Here is an 18,875-nt window from a genome sequence, read left to right on the forward strand (position 1 = left end):
GGGGCCGGCTTGCAGGCCACTATCTTGTTGACAAGGCTAGTGTCCACTGAGAACCAGAAGTCCTACGAACTTCTGGTTCGGGACACTAGGAGGTTGGGGGACATCGGGCATGGCTCCGTGCAACCACGTCACGGGCGGTCCGCAACGAAGGCCAGGTTTTGCTGATTTCCTTGTCTGAGAAAGCCGGCTTCGCGGGAGCCGGTGCTGCCGGCGGCGTTGCGGGAATTCCGCATATCGGGCCGGGCAATACGCAATGACGGTCAGCCTGCCCGACGGGCTGAGGCGCGGGATCGGGCGCTTCCCCAGGTTGCCGCGACGGTTGCGCGAGTTGCTGATGAGCCGCATCGGCACCTTCATGTTGGCTGCCATCGCGCTCGCGCTGGGGATCGCCACCTTCTCGGTGCTGTCCGGCGGCATGATGCTCGCGCGGCGCCCGAGATACGAGATCGGCCTGTTCGGCCTCAACCTGCTGGTGCTGCTGCTGCTGGCCGGCGCGCTGTTCACCCGGCTGGCCGGCGTGCTGGGCGAGCGCCGGCGCGGGCTTGCCGGATCCCGGCTGCATGTGCGCCTGGTGCTGCTGTTCGGCGTGGTCGCGGTGGTGCCGACGACGGTGGTGGCGGTGTTCGCCGCCGCCTTCTTCCATCTCGGCATCCAGCTCTGGTTCAGCGATCGGGTGCGGGTGGCGCTCGACGAGGCGCTGCAGGCCTCGACCGGGTATCTCGCCGAGCACAACAGCAACATACGCATCGACGCGCTGAAGATGGCCGGCGATGTCACCCAGAACGGGGCGATCTTCTATCTCGATCCGCACGATCTGGGGCAGTTCCTGTCCGAGCAGATGTATCTGCGCGGGCTGACCGAGGCGGTGATCTTCGATCCGTCGAACAACCAGATCCTGGCCTCGAACAGCGTGCTCGGCCTGGGTGTGGCACTGCCGCCGCCGGCCGCGGTGCTGCTGGCGCGCTCGGGCGACGTCGCCATCCAGGACAGCGCGGACGGTCGCTCGGTCACCGCGGTGGTCGATCTCAGCCTGAGCGATGCGCGCTACCGGACGATGCTGGCGATCACCCGCCCGGTCGATCCGGTGATCCTCGAGCACATGCGCAAGACCCAGCGCGTGGTCGCGGAGTATAACCGCCTCGACCATAACCGGTCGTGGGTGCAGATCACCTTCGTGATGATCTTCGCCCTGGTGGCGTTGCTGGTGCTGGCGTCCGCGGTGCTGATCGGGCTGGTGCTGGCCAACCAGATCGCCCGCCCGGTCGGGCTGCTGATCCTGGCGGCAGAGCGGGTGCGCGAGGGCGATCTCGGCGTACGGGTGCCGGAAGCCGGGCGCGAGGACGAGGTCTCCGGCCTGTCGCGCGCCTTCAACCGGATGACCGACCAGCTCGCCTCGCAGCGCGGCGAGCTCATGGTGGCGTACAGCCAGATCAACGAGCGGCGGCGCTTCACCGAGGCGGTGCTGTCCGGCGTGTCGGCCGGCGTGATCGGCCTTGATGCGGAGCAGCGGGTCGAGTTGCCGAACCGGGCCGCGGGCACGCTGCTCGGCTTCGACCTGATGCAGGCGGTCGGGCGGCCGCTTGCCGACCTCGTGCCCGAGTTCAAGCCGCTGCTGGGGCAGGCCCGGCAGACCCCCGAGCGTCCGCAGACCGCGGAGGTGCAGAGCGGACGCCGCACGCTGCTGGTGCGGATCGGGCCTGAGATGAAGGGCGCGGTGACCGAGGGCTACGTGGTGACGTTCGACGACATCACCGAACTGCAGTCGGCGCAGCGCAAGGCCGCCTGGGCGGATGTCGCGCGCCGGATCGCGCACGAGATCAAGAACCCGCTGACGCCGATCCAGCTCTCCGCCGAGCGCCTGAAGCGGCGGTTCCTGCGCGAGATCACCTCGGACCCGGAGACCTTCAGCCAGTGCGCCGACACCATCGTGCGCCATGTCGGCGATATCGGCCGCATGGTGGACGAGTTCTCCGCCTTCGCGCGCATGCCGCAGCCGCTGATCAAGCCGGAGGACCTGTCGCGCATCGTGCGCGAGGCGCTGATCCTGCAGCGCAGCGCACATCCGGACATCGTGTTCGAGACCGACCTGCCGGATCGTGGCCCGGTGGTGGCCTGCGACCGGCGGCTGCTCGGCCAGGCCCTGACCAACCTGCTGCAGAATGCGGCCGACGGTATTGCCGCGGTGCAGGCGGCCGACGTTGCAGCGATCGACGGTTCGGCTGATACAGGCCTCGATGGATCAGTCTTGAACGGAGTCCGGGCGGACCAGCTGCGAGGCACGATCTGGATCGCGCTGCGGGCCGGTGACCGGGACGTCTCGATCTCGATCGCCGATGACGGAGCCGGACTGCCGCAGCACGAGCGGCAGCGGCTGATGGAGCCTTATGTGACGCACAAGCCGAAAGGCACCGGGCTGGGACTTGCCATTGTCAAGAAGATCATGGAGGACCACGGCGGGTCGGTGACGCTTGACGACCGGCCGGCCGGAAGAGGAGCGATAGCGGTCTTGAACCTGCCTGCAATACGCCCGGAGGGCGGCCCAGATGGCGAATGAGATCCTGATCGTCGATGACGAGCCGGACATCCGCCTGCTCATCGAGGGTCTGCTGCGCGACGAGGGCTACGAGACGCGGATCGCTTCGGATTCCGACGGCGCAATCGCGGCCTTCCGCGCGCGGCGGCCGTCGCTGGTCATCCTCGATGTCTGGCTGCAGGGCTCGCGGCTGGACGGGCTCGGCATCCTCAAGGCGATGCAGGGCGAGGAGCCGGAGGTGCCGACCGTGATGATCTCCGGGCACGGCACCATCGAGACCGCGGTGGCCGCTCTGCAGCACGGCGCCTACGACTTCATCGAGAAGCCGTTCCAGACCGACCGGCTGCTGCTCGTGGTCCGGCGCGCGCTCGAGGCGGCGCGGCTGGCGCGCGAGAATGCCGAGCTGCGCCTGCGCGCCGGGCCCGACACCATGCTGCGCGGCGAAAGCCAGGCGATGGCGGCGGTCCGGGCGCAGATCGAGCGGGTGGCGCCGACCGGCTCGCGGGTGCTGATCGCGGGTGCGGCGGGAGCCGGCAAGGAGGTGGCGGCGCGGATGATCCATGCGCGCTCGCGCCGGGCCGATGGCCCGTTCATCGCGCTGAACTGCGCCACTCTCGCACCCGGGCGCTTCGAGGAGGAGCTGTTCGGTTTGGACGGCAATGCCGAGGGCCATGGTTCGGGTCAGGTGGGGGGCGCCGGGCAGGGGTTCGGGCGCCGCACCGGCGTGCTGGAGCGCGCGCATGGCGGCACCCTGCTGCTCGACGAGGTGGCCGACATGCCGATCGAGACGCAGGGCAAGATCGTGCGCGCGCTGCAGGACCAGACCTTCGAGCGGGTCGGCGGCTCGACACGGGTCAAGGTGGATGTCCGCGTGCTGGCGACCACCAACCGCGATCTGCAGGCGGAGATCGCGGCCGGTCGCTTTCGCGAGGACCTGTATTACCGGCTGGCGGTGGTGCCGTTGCGCATCCCGAGCCTGCGCGAGCGCCGCGACGACATTCCCGAGCTGGCCCGGATGTTCCTGTCGCGCTCGGCGGAGAATGCCGGATTGCCGGCGCGCGAGCTGTCCGCGGATGCGATGGCGGCGTTGCAGAGCTACGACTGGCCCGGCAATGCGCGCGAGCTGCGCAACACGATGGACTGGCTGCTGATCATGGCGCCCGGCAGCAGCAACGAACCGATCCGCGCCGAGATGCTGCCGCCATCGATCGGCCAGGGCGCGCCCGCCTTGCTCAAGTTCGACCCGGCGGCGGATGTGATGGGGTTGCCGCTGCGCGAGGCGCGCGACCTGTTCGAGACGCAATACCTGCAGGCGCAGTTGCTGCGCTTCGGCGGCAATATCAGCCGCACCGCGGGCTTCGTCGGCATGGAACGCAGCGCGCTGCATCGCAAGCTCAAGCAACTCGGCGTCAACTCGGACGATCGCGGGGCGTGACGACCGCCGCGCGCGGCTTGCCGTGTATCGGCCGGCCGCGAGAGCATGGTCCGTTCGATCATGCTCTGGTTGGCGCGTAATCGGGCAGCTTTCTCGGTCACTCGGGATCGCGAAGCGATTCCAATTGACCGGATGCTGCTCTAGTTTGAGCAGCCGCGGCGCGGGGATCGGCTTGCTCGCGTCCTGCGGATCATCACGGGCGGCCGGCAGCGGCCGCCTCAACAAGAAGATAAAGGCTCGGTCGTGGCAAAAGACCCATCTCAGAATGTTCAGGACGTGTTCCTGAACCATGTGCGCCGCTCTAAGACCCCGGTGACCATCTTCCTCGTCAACGGCGTCAAGCTGCAGGGCATCATCACCTGGTTCGACAACTTCTCCGTGCTGCTGCGCCGCGATGGCCATACGCAGCTGGTGTACAAACACGCGATCAGCACGGTGATGCCGTCGGCGCCGATCGCGCTGTTCGACCAGAGCAAGGCGGAAACCGGAGAGCCCTCGCTTGCCATTGGCAAGGAGGGTGCGCCGGCTGGTGACACCTTCTGAGACCGCCGGGCGGCCGACGCTTGCGGCCGTCATCCTGCCCTGGGCGCGGCCGGAGCGGAACGAGCCTGACCGGGGCGACGATATCCGGGCCGCCGAGGCCAGGCTCGAGGAGGCGGTCGGGCTGGCGGCTTCGATCGGGCTGGTTGTGGTGCGCCAGGCCGTGCTGCCGCTGCGTGCCCGCCAGCCGGCCACGCTGCTCGGCAGCGGCCAGGTCAAGGCGCTGCACGACGCCCTGGCCGCGGACCAGGTCAGTGTCGCCATCATCGATGCGCGTCTCAGCCCGGTCCAGCAGCGCAACCTGGAGCGGGCGCTGGACTGCAAGGTCATCGATCGGACCGGCCTGATCCTGGACATCTTCGGCGAGCGGGCAGCGACCCGCGAAGGCGCGCTGCAGGTCGAGCTGGCGCATCTCGAATACCAGCGCAGCCGGCTGGTGCGGTCCTGGACCCATCTGGAGCGCCAGCGCGGCGGCTTCGGCTTCCTGGGCGGCCCGGGCGAGACCCAGATCGAGGCCGATCGCAGGCTGATCACCGACCGCATCGTGCGCCTCAAGCGCGACCTGGAGCAGGTGCGCCGGACACGTGGGCTGCATCGCGAGGCGCGGCGGCGGGTGCCGTTTCCGGTGGTGGCGCTGGTCGGCTACACCAATGCCGGCAAGTCGACGCTGTTCAACGCGCTCACCGGGGCTGCGGTGCATGCCGAGGACCAGCTGTTCGCGACGCTCGATCCGACCATGCGCGGGCTCCGGCTGTCCTCCGGGCGCCGGGTCATCCTGTCGGACACGGTGGGGTTCATCAGCGAGTTGCCGACCGAGCTGGTGGCAGCGTTCCGCGCCACCCTGGAGGAGGTCTCGGAAGCCGACATCATCCTGCATGTCCGCGACATCGCGCATCCCGACAGTGCGGCGCAGCGCCAGGACGTGATCGCGGTCCTGGAAGGACTGGCGCAGGACGCCACACTTGCGGCCAACTGGCGCGAGTTCTCGGTCGAGGTCCTGAACAAGGCGGACCTGCTGGGGGGTGCCGGGAACGTGCCGCATCGCGACGGGCAGGTGGTGATCTCGGCGGTCACCGGGGCCGGGCTCGACGAGCTGCAGGCGGAGATCGACCGGCGGCTGACCGGGGCGATGAGCCTTGCCGCCTATGACATTCCGGTCAGCGACGGGGCGGCGCTCGCCTGGCTGTATGCGCATGGCGAGGTGGTCTCGCGCGACGATGGCGAGGAGCGTGTGGCAATCGACGTGCGCATGCTGCCGGCCGACGTCGCGCGGTTCGAAAGCCAGCACGGCTCGGCGAAGCGGCACGATGGCGCAGCCGCGCGTCCGGCAGCGGGCAGCGGCACGAGTGGCGACTGAAGCAATGGCAACTGAGGGACTGGTACCCGCAGAAGCGGCACCTGAACCCGGACTGGTGCGTTCAAGGCTGCGACGGGCTGGCTCGAGAGGCAGGCGGTGGGTATGTTTTCAGTCAAGGAGACGGCGGAACTGACGCAGGTGCTGCGTGCGGCAGCCCGGGTCGAGATCCTGCCGCGCTTCCGCAAGCTCGAGGAGGGTGCGATTCGCACCAAGTCGGGACCGCTCGACCTGGTCACGGTGGCCGACGAAGCGGCCGAGGCGCTGATCGCGGAGGGACTGGGGCGGCTGTTCCCCGGCGCCGTCATCATCGGCGAGGAGGCCTGTGCCAAGGACGCGACCGTGCTCGCGCGGCTGGAGCAGGCGGACCTCGCGATCGTTGTCGATCCGATCGACGGAACCTCGAACTATGCCGCCGGGGTGCCGCTGTTCGGGGTGATGGCGGCGGTGATCAGCCGCGGCGAGGTGGTGGCGTCGGTGATCCATGATCCGATCACCGACCATAGTTCGGTCGCCGTGCGTGGCGAAGGCGCCTGGAGCGAGGACGCCGACGGCGTGCGCCACGGCCTCAGGGTCGCCGAGGCGGTGGACCCGGCGCGCATGACGGGCAACGCGTCCTGGCGCTACCTGCCGGTGGCGATACGCGACCGGGTTGCGCGCAACCTCGCGAAGGTTGCCGCAAGCTGGGACTATCGCTGCGCCGCGCATGAGTATCGCGTGCTGGCGTCCGGCCACTGTCATTTCCTGATCTTCAACCGGCTGATGCCCTGGGACCATCTGGCGGGCTGGCTGCTGCACCACGAGGCCGGTGGCTACAGCGCCCATTTCGACGGCACGCCGTATTGTCCGACCGATCTGGATGGCGGCCTGCTCTATGCCCCCGATCGGGAGAGCTGGCACGCGCTGCACGACACCCTGTTCGCAGCCTAGGACATTGATATAGTGCAGCAACCCAAACAGACTAGTTTGGTCTGTTTGGGTTGCTGCACTAGAATCGGGGTCTGCGGCCCCCACTGCCTGCTAAGCCGGGGCCGCAAGGGTTCGACGCAGACGCATGATCGCGCCGGGCAGGCCGCGTACCTTCAGCACCCGGCCGGTCTCGTCGTGCTCCTCGGACAGAACCTGCGCACTGTCATACACCTCGCCGATGAGCCCCTGCCGGGCATAGGGCAGCACCAGCACATCCTCCACCATGGCTGCCTCGAAGAAGGCGATGATGGTGTCCCGCAACGCGCTGACGTCGTCCGGCGCGTGGGCGCAGAGCAGGATCGCGTCCGGATGCTTTTCCATCAGGGCGACGCGGCCGGCGGCGTCCACCCGGTCGAGCTTGTTCAGCACCAGTCGCGACGGCACCGCATCCGCGCCGATCTCATGCAGCACAGTGCGGGTGACCTCCAGCTGTGCCGCATAGGTCGGGTCGGATGCGTCGACGACGAACAGCAGCAGCGAGGCCTCGAGCGCCTCCGCCAGCGTGGAACGGAACGAGGCCACCAGGTCGTGCGGCAACTGCCTGATGAAGCCGACCGTGTCGGAGACGAGGATGCGAGGCCGGGTTTGCGGTTGCAAGGCGCGGACGGTGGTGTCGAGGGTGGCGAACAGCTTGTCTTCGACGAGCACCTGGCTGCCGGTCAGAGCCCGCATCAGGGAGGATTTGCCGGCGTTGGTGTAGCCGACCAGCGCCACCCGGAGCTGGTCGCGACGTGCGGCGCGGCGCTGGTCGCCGTCGCGCTGCACCGCTTCCAGCTGGTCCCTCAATTCCGAGACCCGGTCGCGGATCTTGCGGCGGTCGAGCGCCAGCGTGCTTTCGCCGGCACCCGGGCCCTGCTGGCGGCCGCCGCGCGCCGATGCTTCGCGCATGCGCGGGGCGACGTAGTTCAGGCGTGCCATCTCGACCTGCAGCTTCGCTTCGCGGGTGTTGGCGTGGCGGTGGAAGATCTCCACGATGACGCCCGTGCGGTCCAGCACCTGGGCGCCGGTGGCGCGCTCGAGATTGCGGATCTGGCTCGGCGAGAGCTCATGATCGACGATGACGAACTCGGGTCGGCGACTGGCGTCTGGATCGGGCTCGCTCAAAATGCGGGTTCCTGGCGCGGCTTCGAAGCGCTGCCTGGCCTTGGACCTGGGCGCCGATGCCATCGAGCCGACGATGCCGGTGCCGCCGGTCAGCGCCGCCAACTCGGCAAGCTTGCCGCTCCCCAGCAGCGATGCGGCGCCGGTGCCCTCGCGCTTCTGCGTCACCGTGCCGGCAACCTGGTAGCCGAGCGTCTTCACCAGGCGGCGCAACTCCTCGAGGCTGGCCTCGTGCGCGACATCGGTGACGTCCGGCGCCTGGATGCCGACGAGGACGGCGAGGGGAACAGGGGGTTCGGTCTGCATGACGGCTGGCATAGCACGGACGCCGCCACAAGGCCGGGCGGTGGTGGCCGGGGCTGCCGGCGATGTGGCGATGACGGCGACTTTCTCCGGCACCCATGCCGCACTATGCTCCGGTTCGAGATCAGTTCAAACGGCGCGCCGCGCAGCGGACGCCAGGCCATCGACTGCCGGATCGGAGACCGCGCGTGACATCCCCAGCCTTCCTGACCGTGACGCTCAACCCGGCGATCGACCAGACCGTGCATCTGACCGAGCTGGTGCCCGGGACCGTGCACCGGGCCACGCACGCCGAGCAGCGGGCCGGCGGCAAAGGGGTGAATGTGGCAGCCTGCCTGTCCGACTGGCGGCACTCCAGCGAGCCGCCCATCATTGCCACCGGCTTCCTCGGACAGATCAACGCGCCGACCTTCCAGTCCTTCTTCGACGGCAAGCAGATCATCGACCGCTTCATCCGGCTGCCCGGGCAGACCCGCCGGAACATCAAGCTGCTGGACGAGACGACGGGTGACACCACCGACATCAACCTGCCCGGTCTGCCGCCGGATGCTGCCCGGCTCGACGAGCTGCGCGCGGTGCTGGAGACCCAGACACAACCGGGCATGATCGTCGTGCTCTCCGGGAGCCTGCCGCCGAGCCTGCCGGACAAGACCTATCGCGACCTCGTGGGCCAGCTCAATGCGCGTGGCGCGCGGGTCCTGTTGGATACCAGCGGGTTGCCATTTCGAGAGGCCTTGGCGGCCACAGGCGGCGCGCTGCCTTGGGCCATCAAGCCGAACCAGCATGAGCTCGAGGAATGGGTCGGCAGGCCATTCGGGAATCTCGATGAGATGGTCCAGGCCGCGCTGATGCTGTGCCGGCGCGGCATCGGGCTGGTGATCGTTTCCCGCGGCGCCGAGGGGGCCCTGTTCATCAGCGAACGTCACGCCCTGCTCGGCCGGCCGCCCTTGCTGAAGGTGACCAGTACCGTCGGCGCCGGCGACGCCCTGGTAGCGGGCGTGGTGACGGCGCTGCGTGCGCAGGCGGAGCCTGAGCGGCTGGCTCGCATGGCTCTGGCGTTCGCGGCTGCGAAACTCGCACAGCCGGGACCCAGCCTGCCGGACCGGGACGCGGTCCTGTCGCGGATGGCCAGCATGCGTGTCGAGCGGCTGAGCGCGGTGGGTGCAACGGCATGATGCGCCAGGGGTGGTCGCCCTCGTGGAGGTTCACGGGGCGATGATCGCTGCGGCCTGCAGGAGGGATGATTGAAAGCAGCAAGCGTTCTCGATACGATCGGCGGCACGCCGCACATCCGGCTGTCACGGCTGTTTCCGGATGCCGAGGTCTGGATCAAGTCCGAGCGGGCGAATCCTGGGGGCTCGATCAAGGACAGGATCGCCCTCGCGATGATCGAGGCGGCGGAGGCCAGCGGTGCCTTGAGGCCAGGGGGGACCATCATCGAGCCGACGTCGGGCAATACCGGGATCGGGCTTGCCCTGGTGGCGGCGGTCAAGGGCTACCGGCTGATCCTGGTGATGCCAGACTCGATGTCCGTCGAGCGCCGGCGCCTGATGCAGGCGTACGGGGCGAGCTTCGACCTGACGCCCAGGGCGCTCGGAATGCAGGGCGCCATCGCTCGGGCGCATGATCTCGCGGCGCAAGCGACCGATGCCTGGATCCCGCAGCAATTCGAGAATCCCGCAAACATTGCGGTGCATGTCCAAACGACGGCCGAGGAGATCCTCGCCGACTTTCCGGGCGGGATCGATGTGATCATCACCGGCGTAGGAACCGGTGGCCACATCACCGCCTGTTCCGAGATGCTGAAGCCGCACTGGCCGCGGCTGAAGGTGTTCGCCGTGGAGCCTGCCCTGTCGCCGGTCCTGTCAGGCGGAGAGCCCGCTCCGCATCCTATCCAGGGCATCGGCGCCGGTTTCGTTCCGGTCAACCTGCACCGGGACGCGCTGGACGGGGTGATCCAGGTCGATGCGGAGGCGGCACGGGAGTTTGCGCGTCGGTCGGCGCGGCAGGAGGGTCTGCTGGTCGGAATTTCCTCGGGCGCCACGCTGGCGGCGATCGCGCAGACGCTGCCGGACCTGCCAGCAGGAGCCGTCGTGCTCGGCTTCAACTACGATACCGGCGAGCGCTATCTGTCGGTGCCGGATTTCCTGCCGAGCTGACCGGCGCTGAGCCGCCCCCGGATCACGAGAGACCCTGCGCCATGTCCTCGTTGATGGCGACGAGCGGTTCCAGTGGCAGGTCCTTCAGAAGCGCGCGCGTGCTGTAGGCCATCGACCAGCGGGCGAGGGTCGTGCAGTCCTGCCTGAGCACGGGCGGCAGGCGATTGTCTGCCGAGCCGAGGTCGCGAAACAGGATCGACCACAGTTCGTGGTTGAGCCCGAGGGCGGCGTTGCGGGTCGCAGGGCTGTCGGCCTGCCGCAACTTGCGGTTGACGAGGCGGAAGGCCATGGCCTGCTCCTCGCGCGGCGGCGTGGGAGCAGAGGCATGGGCGTATGGATTGGCCATGAGTCGTTCCGATCAGGAGGGTGCCAGAAGGGGGCCGGTCCGGTCGCTGTCATGCCGGACCGGCGGGACCTCAACGGAACAGGGACATGATCGAGGAGGACTGCGAGTTGGCGATGGAGAGCGACTGGATGGCGAGCTGCTGCTTGGTCTGCAGCGACGTCAGCTTGGCGCTCTCCGCAGACAGGTCGGCGTCGGTGAGTGCGCCGACGCCGGTGGTGAGGGCATCCGACAGCGTGCTGACGGTGCTCTGCAGGCCGGTGAGCAAGTTCGTGGAAGAGCCGAGCGAGGCCGAGATCGTGTTCATCTTGGCGATCGCGGCATTGACCGCGCCGAGGGCGACGTCGGCGCCGGTCACGGCGGTGACGGTGCCGGCGCCGACCGTGCTGACGTTGCCCGGGTCGGTGGTGTTGAGGTTGCCGCCGCTGACCGTGAGGTCGCCGGTGGTCGAATCCTTGGTCACGCCGAAGCCCGAGTTCTGGATGGCGTTCATCAGGAGGTCGACTTGCAGCGGCGCGGTACCCGCGGGATTGGTGGTGTTGTTGGTCTCGGCGCTGCTGGTCTCGACGCTGGTGATATTCGTCTTGGCTGTGGTGTTGCCGTTGCTGTCGACCGCGGACGAGATGGAGTAGGTCGCGTTGCCGGAGGCATCCTTGCCGACGGTCAGCGTGTTGCCGGTGGCAGTGACTGTGTAGACACTGTCACCGTTGGCGTTCGTGCTGCTTGTATAAGCGTCGGTACCGGAGTTGAGACTATAGGCTCCAGTCGCGCTGATGGCCGAGGAGGTCGTGCCAAGAGCGGTGTCGATTGCCGTGGCAACGGTAGTGGCGGCCGCGTTGTCGTTGTTCAGAATGTAGCTTGATGTCACGTAGGGGGACTGCGCGGTTCCAGTCGTTGCGGTGCCTCCGGGCGCGGACGAGATCAATGTCAATTCGACAGGGCCGGTGGAGTCGTTGAACGCGCCCGCGGTGCTGCCGATCGAGAGATCGAGCCCGGCCTGCGCCACGTTCAGGCCTGCGAGCCCGAGCCCCGAACTCGTGGCGTTGGAGCCTTCGAGCGAGAACTTGTCGCCGACCAGATCCTGCACCGCGCTCACCGAGGTGCTGGTGATCCCGTTGCCGACGGCGCCCGAGAGCAGATTGACGCCCTCGAAGGTCGCGCCGGTGGCATTGGCGTCGATCTGCTTGAGCGTTGAGTTGATGCTGTCGTTGAGCGTGTCCGGGGGCAGGCCTTGGGTCTGGCCCTCGGTGATGGTGGTGGCCAGCGTGGAGAGCAGGGTGCTGGTGCTGGTGGCCTGGGTGGAGGCCGTGCTCAGCACCTGGGCGGTGAACTGCAGGCCGGAGCTGATGCCTGCGAGCCCTGCAATCTGGGAGTTCATGCCCTGGGAGATGGCATAGATCGCCGGGTCGTCCGAGGCCGTCGAGATCTTCTTGCCGGTGGAGATCTGGCTCTCGGTCTCGGTCAGCTGGCTGGCGGTCATGCGCAGCGAGGCCAGCGCGGCGATGGACGCCGTGTTGGTGTTTACGGAGAAGGTCATGTGGGTCCACCTCGATTGAAAGTGGGGCATTGATGCATCGAAAGGTTAAGGCAATGTGAAAGGATGGGGCACGGTTGAGACTAAATAGCATGGACCGGAGGACAAGCAGGGGATGATGATGCGTGATTTGGCTGCCAGAGCGGCAGGGACAGCGATGCTCCTGGGGCTTACGCATGTGGCGCTGGCCGATGAGCCGGGGCCGGGTGGAGGCGACCTCACGCGCCAGCAGCTGGTACGGGTGCTGGGGGTCCTGAAGCTGCAGCCATCGGCCGCCGGCGGATCCTGCCTGGATTCGCTGCGTGACATGCACAAGACGGAAGATCAGGTCAAGGCGCTGGAGATCAGAGCGAAGGATCCTGACAAGGCGCTGGCACAGGACGTGCTGGAATCCGACTACGAGAACAGCAAGGAGATCTGCGGTGCAGACGCCACCCGTCTGTGCAGCGCGCCGGGCCAGGCTGCCGGCGTGGCCGCGGCTTGCGACGCCATGCAGCGTGGCGGGCGGAGCCAGTAGCAACGGGAGTTGCGTCTCCGGGATGCCAGTCCGGCACTCGTCGGAGCCGACGCTGGCGCGCTGCGTCGTACTCCACGTACCGCCTGGTCGGCATCCCGTACCGGGTCAAGAGCTCGTCCTATACTGTCTCGATCGCTGAGGTTCGACCGGGAGACATACGCCAGGGTGATCGGTCGATGGCACGATGCCGCTGCCCGGGCGTGGCGCAGGCGGGGTCATTCCAGTCTCATTTCCGTAAATACTAGGCTGCGCAGCTGCAAAGCGACACAACATAGCAGTCGTCCGAATTCGGACTTCGATCAAAGAAAGCTTCCAGGGACAGTATTGCATCCGTATAGGACGCAATTCCTCGACAAAAAAACGAAGGCCAGGGGCGTCGAGATACGAGAATCGGGACTAGACGGATAGTCCTTCGTTCCGTTGTGACTGTTACTTGGAAATAGCGATCGATCCATGTCCACCGCAAATACTGGCGTGAGCCGCAAATTTCGCTTGTACAGCCTGCTTGGTTTTGTCACATTCGCGTGTGCAACGCGTCATAAAACAGGTAAAGTGAGCTGTCATGCCCCGTTCCCTGAAATGGACCCTGGACCTCGACGTCAAGCTTGAGCGCCTGATCGACTTCCAGGGAGCAACAATACGCTGCGCGGCGAAGCAACTCGGCGTCAGCCGCAGCTTCGCGCAGCGTCGTGCCAAGTTGCTAGCCATCCAGTCCCAGCGTCGCCACTGTTCCGAAGCACGCGAAGCGGCCGGCGTTGAGCCGCTGCGGGCCGGGCATCCCATCACCTGGAGCGCCATCTGCAGCGACCTCCCGCCATTCCAGGCGCCGTTGGGTTAGTCGATCCACACAGGCGAGGGCGACCGAGTGCCACTTCCGGCACCGGCTTGCCGGGACGGTGCCCGGATCAGGAGGCAGGTGATGAAAATCGACAGCGAACTGCGCACGATGCCGTCGGCTGACACCATGTCGACCGACCGAGCCTACGACGGCCATGTCGCTCACCGGGCGACGCCGGAGAGGCTCGCGAAGGCCTCTGGTTCGGCTGTGAGCGCAGGTGTGCAACGTCTCACTGGTCCGCTCCTGGCGTTGCTGCGGGCCGGCGACATCGAAGCGCATCACGTCGCAGCAGCGGATCGCTGGTATCGAGACTACGTGCTTGGCGTGCAGGGCGCCCGTGATCCGGAAACAACAAGCACCGGCCGTGCGCCCGATATCCACGCCGGGATGCTGTCTCGGGTCGCAGCCTGCGGCCGCCACAGGGATGTCGGGGAGGCGCTGGGGCTGTGCGCCGAGGTCCGACTGAGGCTGCTGCTGATCGATGAACTTTCATTCTCGGCGATCGCCAGCAAGCTGATGCCAAGGGACGTGAACGGCCGCAAGAAGATTGCCGCGCAGATGATCTTCCTGCTCGAGCAGCTCGCTGAGCACTATGCCAGGCTCGACCAGGCACGATGCCGCAGAATGACCCAAAGCTTCAAGTAGGACCCGCGCAGAAGCAAACAGCCGGGACGGTATTTGGTGCGGTACCGTAATTAGTTGTTGACGTTGGACCCGGCGCCGACTATAAACATCCCATACTGAAGAAGTTGAGCCCGCCGGCAGTGATGCCAGGCGGGCTTCTTCGTTTCGGCCACCCGTGTCGGATTAACGGTCATGCTCTTTGGGGCTCTGCCTATCACCAGTGGCGATATTGTTGCAGGCGGCGGATCAATCTTCATCATCCATGTTTTGAACGACAACGGACCCGTCCTGCTTCGCCTCGAAAGTGCCACGGGTGCACGGCATCGGGCCGATGTCTGCCCGTTGCACTGGTCCGAACTCGCATACTCCGGTCTTCCGCTGCAGGACATCGTCGTGCGTTGTGTCCCGGTTTGGAGTTGCGGAACATGCCACTTCACCAAGCTGGGCCATGTTTCGAACACGCTGCGCGACAGGATAACGATGGCGCTGAAACGGGAGATGCTGGTACGGCGCTTCGAGGACGGTCCGTCGATGCGGAGCAACCTGACGGCGTCGACCAGCTCCAGTGGCCGGCGCATCAACGCTGTCCGCTACGCCTGAACGATCATCCTGCCGGGCCGAAGGGTCCGCGGATCCGTGCAAAAAGAATAACAACCAAACGGCCGGCAACCACGGCTGCAACCCAGAGCGTTACTCTCATCGGGCGGTTCCTCGCGACATTGTCGGTCACCGGAAACCCATCGGCAGCCTGTCGTGCCAGCACGATGACTCGCAGGCAGCTCAATGTCCTTCTCGAGTCGGACATCGAGTTTGCGGTGAGCTACCAGGACGCGCTCGACGAGGCCGCCGACATGCTCGAGGCAGAGGCATGGCGCCGCGCTCTTGAAGGTGTTTCGCAGCCGATTATGAATTCCGGCAAGCCGGTGCTGGACCCGATCACCGGGGGCACCATGATGGTGCGTCGCTACAGCGATACCCTGCTGATGCTGCTGCTGCGGGGCAGCAAGCCGGAGAAATTCTCGACACGGGCGCCGGTGGGTGCACGCGAGGATCCGATGCTGTTGCTGAAGGAGATGGCGACAGACGATGACCCACCCAGGAGCGGCCCGACCATACGGCAGAGCCGGTCCGGGCAAACCCGCAAGTCATGACCCGGCCCGGCAGGCGCTGACCGATCCGCAATGGGAGATCTACCAGGCCGGCTGGGACGACGCCGCGCGCTTCCGGGTCGCCGTCTGCGGCCGACGCTTCGGCAAGGCGCTGGCGCTGACGACGCGCCTGCGCTGCGGGTCGGGATGGACGACGATTGCCGATGTCCAGCCCGGAGATCAGCTGTTCGACGAGAATGGGCGCCCCTGCCGGGTCGTTTTCGCAACCGGCGTCATGCATGGGAGGCCCTGCAACCGGATCATGCTCGATGATGGTGTCGAGATCGTAGCCGACGACGAACATCTCTGGCGCCTCACGGGGGCACTCGGCCACCGGCTCGTGACGACAAGGCAGATCAGACTGATGCTGCAGAACGGTGCCGACGCCGATTGTCGTATCGAGGCGTGCCGCGCGCTCATGCTCGAGGAGCATCCCGGACCCACCCGGCTGCAGCCCGACGGCCTGGCCGGCTCGATACGGCAGCGGCGGTGGCTACTCGATGAATTGCTGGCCGGCGCTCCAGGAGATCCCAGGCGGTGTGGCCTGATACCGGCGGGGAACCCGGCGGCCGAGCAGATCGTCAGCTTGCTCCGGTCACTCGGTCACTGCCCCGGGCTCGTGGCCGGTCCTGCCGGCATGCTGATCCGCTGGCAGGTGGAAGGTCGCGGCGCGCGGCGCGTGGTTTCGGTCGATCCGGTTGCAAGCGTTCCGGTGCGGTGTCTGCAGGTCAATTCGCCCTCGAGCCTGTATCTCTGCACAGAGGGCCTCGTGCCGACCCACAATACCTTCCTGATGACAGAAGAGATCCGCCGGGCGGTGCGCCTCGCGGTCCGGCACAGCATCGGGACCGAAAACGAGATCTGGTACGCTGCACCGACGTTCCTGCAGGCCAAGCGGGTGATGTGGGCACGCCTGAAGAAGACAATCCCGCGGCGGTGGCTGCATGCCCCGCCGAACGAGACCGACTGCTCGATGCGGCTTCGTTCCGGACATGTCATCCGCCTGGTCGGCCTGGACGCTTTCGAGAATTTGCGGGGATCCGGCCTCTGGTTCTTTGGCGGGGATGAATGGGCCGATTGCAGGCCCGAGGCCTGGAATGAGGTCATCCGACCGATGTTGTCGACCGCACGTGGTCACGCCCTGTTTGTCGGAACGCCGAAGGGTTTCGACCATTTTCGTGACGCCTACATGCTCGGCCAGGGGGCCGGAGGCTCAGGCTACCGCTCGTTCATGTTCACAACCCTCAGCGGCGGCAACGTGCCATCGGAGGAGGTGGAGGCGGCCCGGCAACAGCTCGATCCCAGGACATTCAGGCAGGAGTACGAGGCCAGCTTCGAGACCTATGCCGGACGCGTGATCTATGCCTTCAGCCGGGCCGAGAACGTCAAAGCAGTGCAATACGACGCTAACCGACCGCTGCATGTCGGGATGGACTTCAACATAAACCCGATGTCGGCAAGCGTCTGGCAGGAAGACGGGGACATCGCGTGTCAAATCGACGAGATCGTGATGCCGACATCGAATACCGACGAGCTCGCCGCCGAGCTGGCGCGTCGTTATGGACGCCCGGGCTTTGATCCCCAGAAGCCGGCCCTGGACCATATCACGATCTACCCGGACCCAGCGGGCGCCCAGCGACGAAGCTCGGCGGCGGGCCGGACCGATATCGGCATCCTGCGTCATGCCGGGTTCAGGGTGATGGCAACGGCTTCGCATCCGTCGGTTCGTGATCGCACCAATGTCGTGAACCGGCAGTTCCTGTCGGCGGACGGGGCGCGGCACGCATTCGTCGACCCGGGATGCGTCCGTTCGATCGAGGCCTACGAACGGCTCATCTACCGTGACGGGACAAACGAGCCGGACAAGTCCTCCGGGCACGACCACCTCGTCGACGCAACGGGATACTACCTGTTCGGCCGCACTCTGCGTCAGCCGGTCACAGCGAGACCGGTGTTGCAATTCATGGAGCGTTGATCTCATGGACTGGCTAGCTCTCCAGGCCCGGATGCCGCGCGACGCAGACATGCCGGCAAGAAGCAATCGTCTCGGTGCCCTGGAGGCAGTGCTTGAAGGACGGCAATACGATGTGCTTCCGTTCGCCTTCTCCCGGGAGCGCAGCGAGGCCGGAGACTATGTGCCGCTGGATGATCGGCGGCCTTCCGTGAGAACCGGCCTCTGCCGCGTCGTCGTCGAAGACTCCGTCTCCCTGCTTTTCAGCGAAGGGCATTGGCCCGAGATCGGTGCGGCTGACCTGCGGACGATACAGGCGCTGGCAGATCTGATCCGCGAGACACACCTCAACGACATCATGCTTGACGCTGCGACACGGGGTTCGGTTGGTTCGGTCGCCTTGCTCCTCAGGGCGGTGCAGCGCAGGCCGTTCGTCGAAGTCCTGGGCACGCGGTTCCTCACTCCGCAATGGAGCCGGAATGATCCCCGGTGCCTGGTTCGTGTCACCGAGCGCTACAAGGTCGCGGCGACGGATCTGGCGGCGCTGGGCTACCGGGTTGACCCTGCGGCGGGGCAGATGTGGTTCGAGCGCTGCTGGGACGACACAGCCGAGACCTGGTATCTGCCGGTGCCTGTCGACCAGCCCGGGCAGGAACGCCGGGTGGACCAGGAGCGCAGCGTGGTCCATGACCTGGGCTTCGTCCCGATTGTCTGGATACGCAATATCTCCGGGGACGGAGGCTACGAGCGTGATCCCGCCGACGGCGCCTGCACGTTCTCGGCTGCCATCGACACCGTCATCGAGGCGGATTATCTGCTGTCGCAGGCCGGACGCGGGCTGAAATACGGCTCGGACCCAACGCTGGTCCTCAAGGATCCAGGCGCCGGCCTGGGTGGTGTCGCCATGACCGTCCGGTCAGGCGGTGCGTCGAGCGCGTTGACGTTGCCGCCCGAGGGTGACGCAAAGCTGCTCGAGATCAACGGCAATGCCGCCGCTGCGGTGCTGGCGCATGTGCAGGAACTTCGCGCGATCGCACTGGAGGCCATGCACGGCAACCGGGCCCACGGTGACCGGCTTTCGAACGCGCAAAGCGGCCGTGCGATCGAGATGATGTTCCAGGGCCTGATCTGGCTCGCGGACCGGCTGCGGATTTCGTACGGCGAGTGTGGCCTGCTGGCGCTGATGCGCATGGTCTGCGCCGCCACCGGACGCGTCCGCGGCGGCCTCAGGATTGCCGGCAAGGATCACGCCGATCTCGATGCGACGGGGCTGTCGCTGGTCTGGCCGAGCTGGTTTCCGACGACTTTCGCAGACCGGCAGGCGCAGGCCAGCACCGTCGCGACACTGGTTGCCAGCGGGGTGATCGACCGGCAAGCCGCATTCGACATCGTGGCACCGCTCAACGATCTGCAAGGCCATCGTGACCGACTTTTTACTAAGGTTGGTCGGGTGGCGGCGGGACCGGATCCTGCCTCGGCTTGAGGTGCCTCGATTCAAGAGCCCGGACCGAGCGTGTGACCTGGTC

The 18,875-nt window shown here is 66.7% G+C and carries 17 protein-coding genes; 14 read left to right on the forward strand and 3 right to left on the reverse strand.

Annotation, left to right across the window (positions count from 1 at the left end; all coding sequences use genetic code 11):
• Window positions 1-334: 334 nt before the first annotated feature.
• From ACQY4O_RS05325 to ACQY4O_RS05345, 5 genes are all read left to right on the forward strand, one after another.
• The gene (locus ACQY4O_RS05325; protein WP_428378115.1) at window positions 335-2,554 is read left to right on the forward strand and encodes an ATP-binding protein; all 2,220 of its coding nucleotides are present in this window, start codon (window positions 335-337) and stop codon (window positions 2,552-2,554) included.
• Entirely contained in the window at window positions 2,544-3,968 is a 1,425-nt protein-coding gene (locus tag ACQY4O_RS05330; RefSeq protein ID WP_428375172.1) for a sigma-54-dependent transcriptional regulator, read from the forward strand. The genes ACQY4O_RS05325 and ACQY4O_RS05330 overlap by 11 nt, the downstream gene beginning before the upstream one ends.
• A gap of 243 nt (window positions 3,969-4,211) precedes the next feature.
• Entirely contained in the window at window positions 4,212-4,511 is a 300-nt protein-coding gene (gene hfq / locus ACQY4O_RS05335; protein WP_428375173.1) for an RNA chaperone Hfq, read from the forward strand.
• A complete protein-coding gene (gene hflX, locus ACQY4O_RS05340; protein ID WP_428375174.1) occupies window positions 4,498-5,865 on the forward strand; it encodes a GTPase HflX in 1,368 nt (455 codons plus the stop codon). The genes hfq and hflX (ACQY4O_RS05340) overlap by 14 nt, the downstream gene beginning before the upstream one ends.
• A 102-nt stretch (window positions 5,866-5,967) precedes the next feature.
• Window positions 5,968-6,792 (forward strand): inositol monophosphatase family protein, encoded by an 825-nt coding sequence (locus ACQY4O_RS05345; RefSeq protein ID WP_428375175.1) that lies wholly within the window; start codon window positions 5,968-5,970, stop codon window positions 6,790-6,792.
• A 90-nt stretch (window positions 6,793-6,882) separates the two neighbouring features.
• Here the strand turns inward: ACQY4O_RS05345 and hflX (ACQY4O_RS05350) are convergent, their stop codons facing one another.
• Window positions 6,883-8,238, reverse strand: coding sequence for a GTPase HflX (gene hflX, locus ACQY4O_RS05350; protein ID WP_428375176.1), 1,356 nt, complete (start codon window positions 8,236-8,238; stop codon window positions 6,883-6,885).
• 185 nt (window positions 8,239-8,423) lie between these two features.
• Between hflX (ACQY4O_RS05350) and pfkB the strand changes: the two genes are divergently transcribed.
• Both pfkB and cysK read left to right on the forward strand, forming a co-directional pair.
• Complete coding sequence (gene pfkB, locus ACQY4O_RS05355) at window positions 8,424-9,410, forward strand: 1-phosphofructokinase (RefSeq protein WP_428375177.1); 987 nt, start codon at window positions 8,424-8,426, stop codon at window positions 9,408-9,410.
• Between the two features lie 69 nt (window positions 9,411-9,479).
• Window positions 9,480-10,394: a cysteine synthase A gene (cysK, locus tag ACQY4O_RS05360; protein ID WP_428375178.1), complete on the forward strand. Its 915-nt coding sequence runs from the start codon at window positions 9,480-9,482 to the stop codon at window positions 10,392-10,394.
• A 22-nt stretch (window positions 10,395-10,416) separates the two neighbouring features.
• On the opposite strand, the gene ACQY4O_RS05365 is transcribed toward cysK, so the two are convergent.
• A complete protein-coding gene (locus ACQY4O_RS05365) occupies window positions 10,417-10,740 on the reverse strand; it encodes a flagellar biosynthesis regulator FlaF (protein ID WP_428375179.1) in 324 nt (107 codons plus the stop codon).
• 70 nt (window positions 10,741-10,810) lie between these two features.
• Entirely contained in the window at window positions 10,811-12,274 is a 1,464-nt protein-coding gene (locus ACQY4O_RS05370; RefSeq protein WP_428375180.1) for a flagellin, read from the reverse strand.
• A gap of 112 nt (window positions 12,275-12,386) precedes the next feature.
• On the opposite strand from ACQY4O_RS05370, the gene ACQY4O_RS05375 reads away from it, so the two are divergent.
• The 7 genes from ACQY4O_RS05375 to ACQY4O_RS05405 all read left to right on the forward strand — a co-directional run bounded on the left by ACQY4O_RS05375 (window position 12,387) and on the right by ACQY4O_RS05405 (window position 18,832).
• Window positions 12,387-12,788: a hypothetical protein gene (locus ACQY4O_RS05375; RefSeq protein ID WP_428375181.1), complete on the forward strand. Its 402-nt coding sequence runs from the start codon at window positions 12,387-12,389 to the stop codon at window positions 12,786-12,788.
• 562 nt (window positions 12,789-13,350) lie between these two features.
• Window positions 13,351-13,626 carry a hypothetical protein gene (locus tag ACQY4O_RS05380; protein ID WP_428375182.1) on the forward strand — a complete coding sequence of 92 codons (276 nt, stop codon included), beginning with the start codon at window positions 13,351-13,353 and terminating at the stop codon, window positions 13,624-13,626.
• 81 nt (window positions 13,627-13,707) lie between these two features.
• Window positions 13,708-14,271 (forward strand): hypothetical protein, encoded by a 564-nt coding sequence (locus ACQY4O_RS05385; protein ID WP_428375183.1) that lies wholly within the window; start codon window positions 13,708-13,710, stop codon window positions 14,269-14,271.
• A 171-nt stretch (window positions 14,272-14,442) separates the two neighbouring features.
• Window positions 14,443-14,850 carry a hypothetical protein gene (locus ACQY4O_RS05390; RefSeq protein WP_428375184.1) on the forward strand — a complete coding sequence of 136 codons (408 nt, stop codon included), beginning with the start codon at window positions 14,443-14,445 and terminating at the stop codon, window positions 14,848-14,850.
• Between the two features lie 119 nt (window positions 14,851-14,969).
• Complete coding sequence (locus ACQY4O_RS05395; protein ID WP_428375185.1) at window positions 14,970-15,401, forward strand: hypothetical protein; 432 nt, start codon at window positions 14,970-14,972, stop codon at window positions 15,399-15,401.
• A gap of 259 nt (window positions 15,402-15,660) precedes the next feature.
• Window positions 15,661-17,373 carry a hypothetical protein gene (locus ACQY4O_RS05400; RefSeq protein ID WP_428375186.1) on the forward strand — a complete coding sequence of 571 codons (1,713 nt, stop codon included), beginning with the start codon at window positions 15,661-15,663 and terminating at the stop codon, window positions 17,371-17,373.
• Window positions 17,374-17,377: 4 nt separating this feature from the next.
• Complete coding sequence (locus tag ACQY4O_RS05405) at window positions 17,378-18,832, forward strand: phage portal protein (RefSeq protein WP_428375187.1); 1,455 nt, start codon at window positions 17,378-17,380, stop codon at window positions 18,830-18,832.
• The last annotated feature ends 43 nt before the right edge of the window (window positions 18,833-18,875 follow it).

This window comes from Lichenicoccus sp. (assembly GCF_965277665.1).
In the GTDB taxonomy this organism is placed as follows: domain Bacteria; phylum Pseudomonadota; class Alphaproteobacteria; order Acetobacterales; family Acetobacteraceae; genus Lichenicoccus.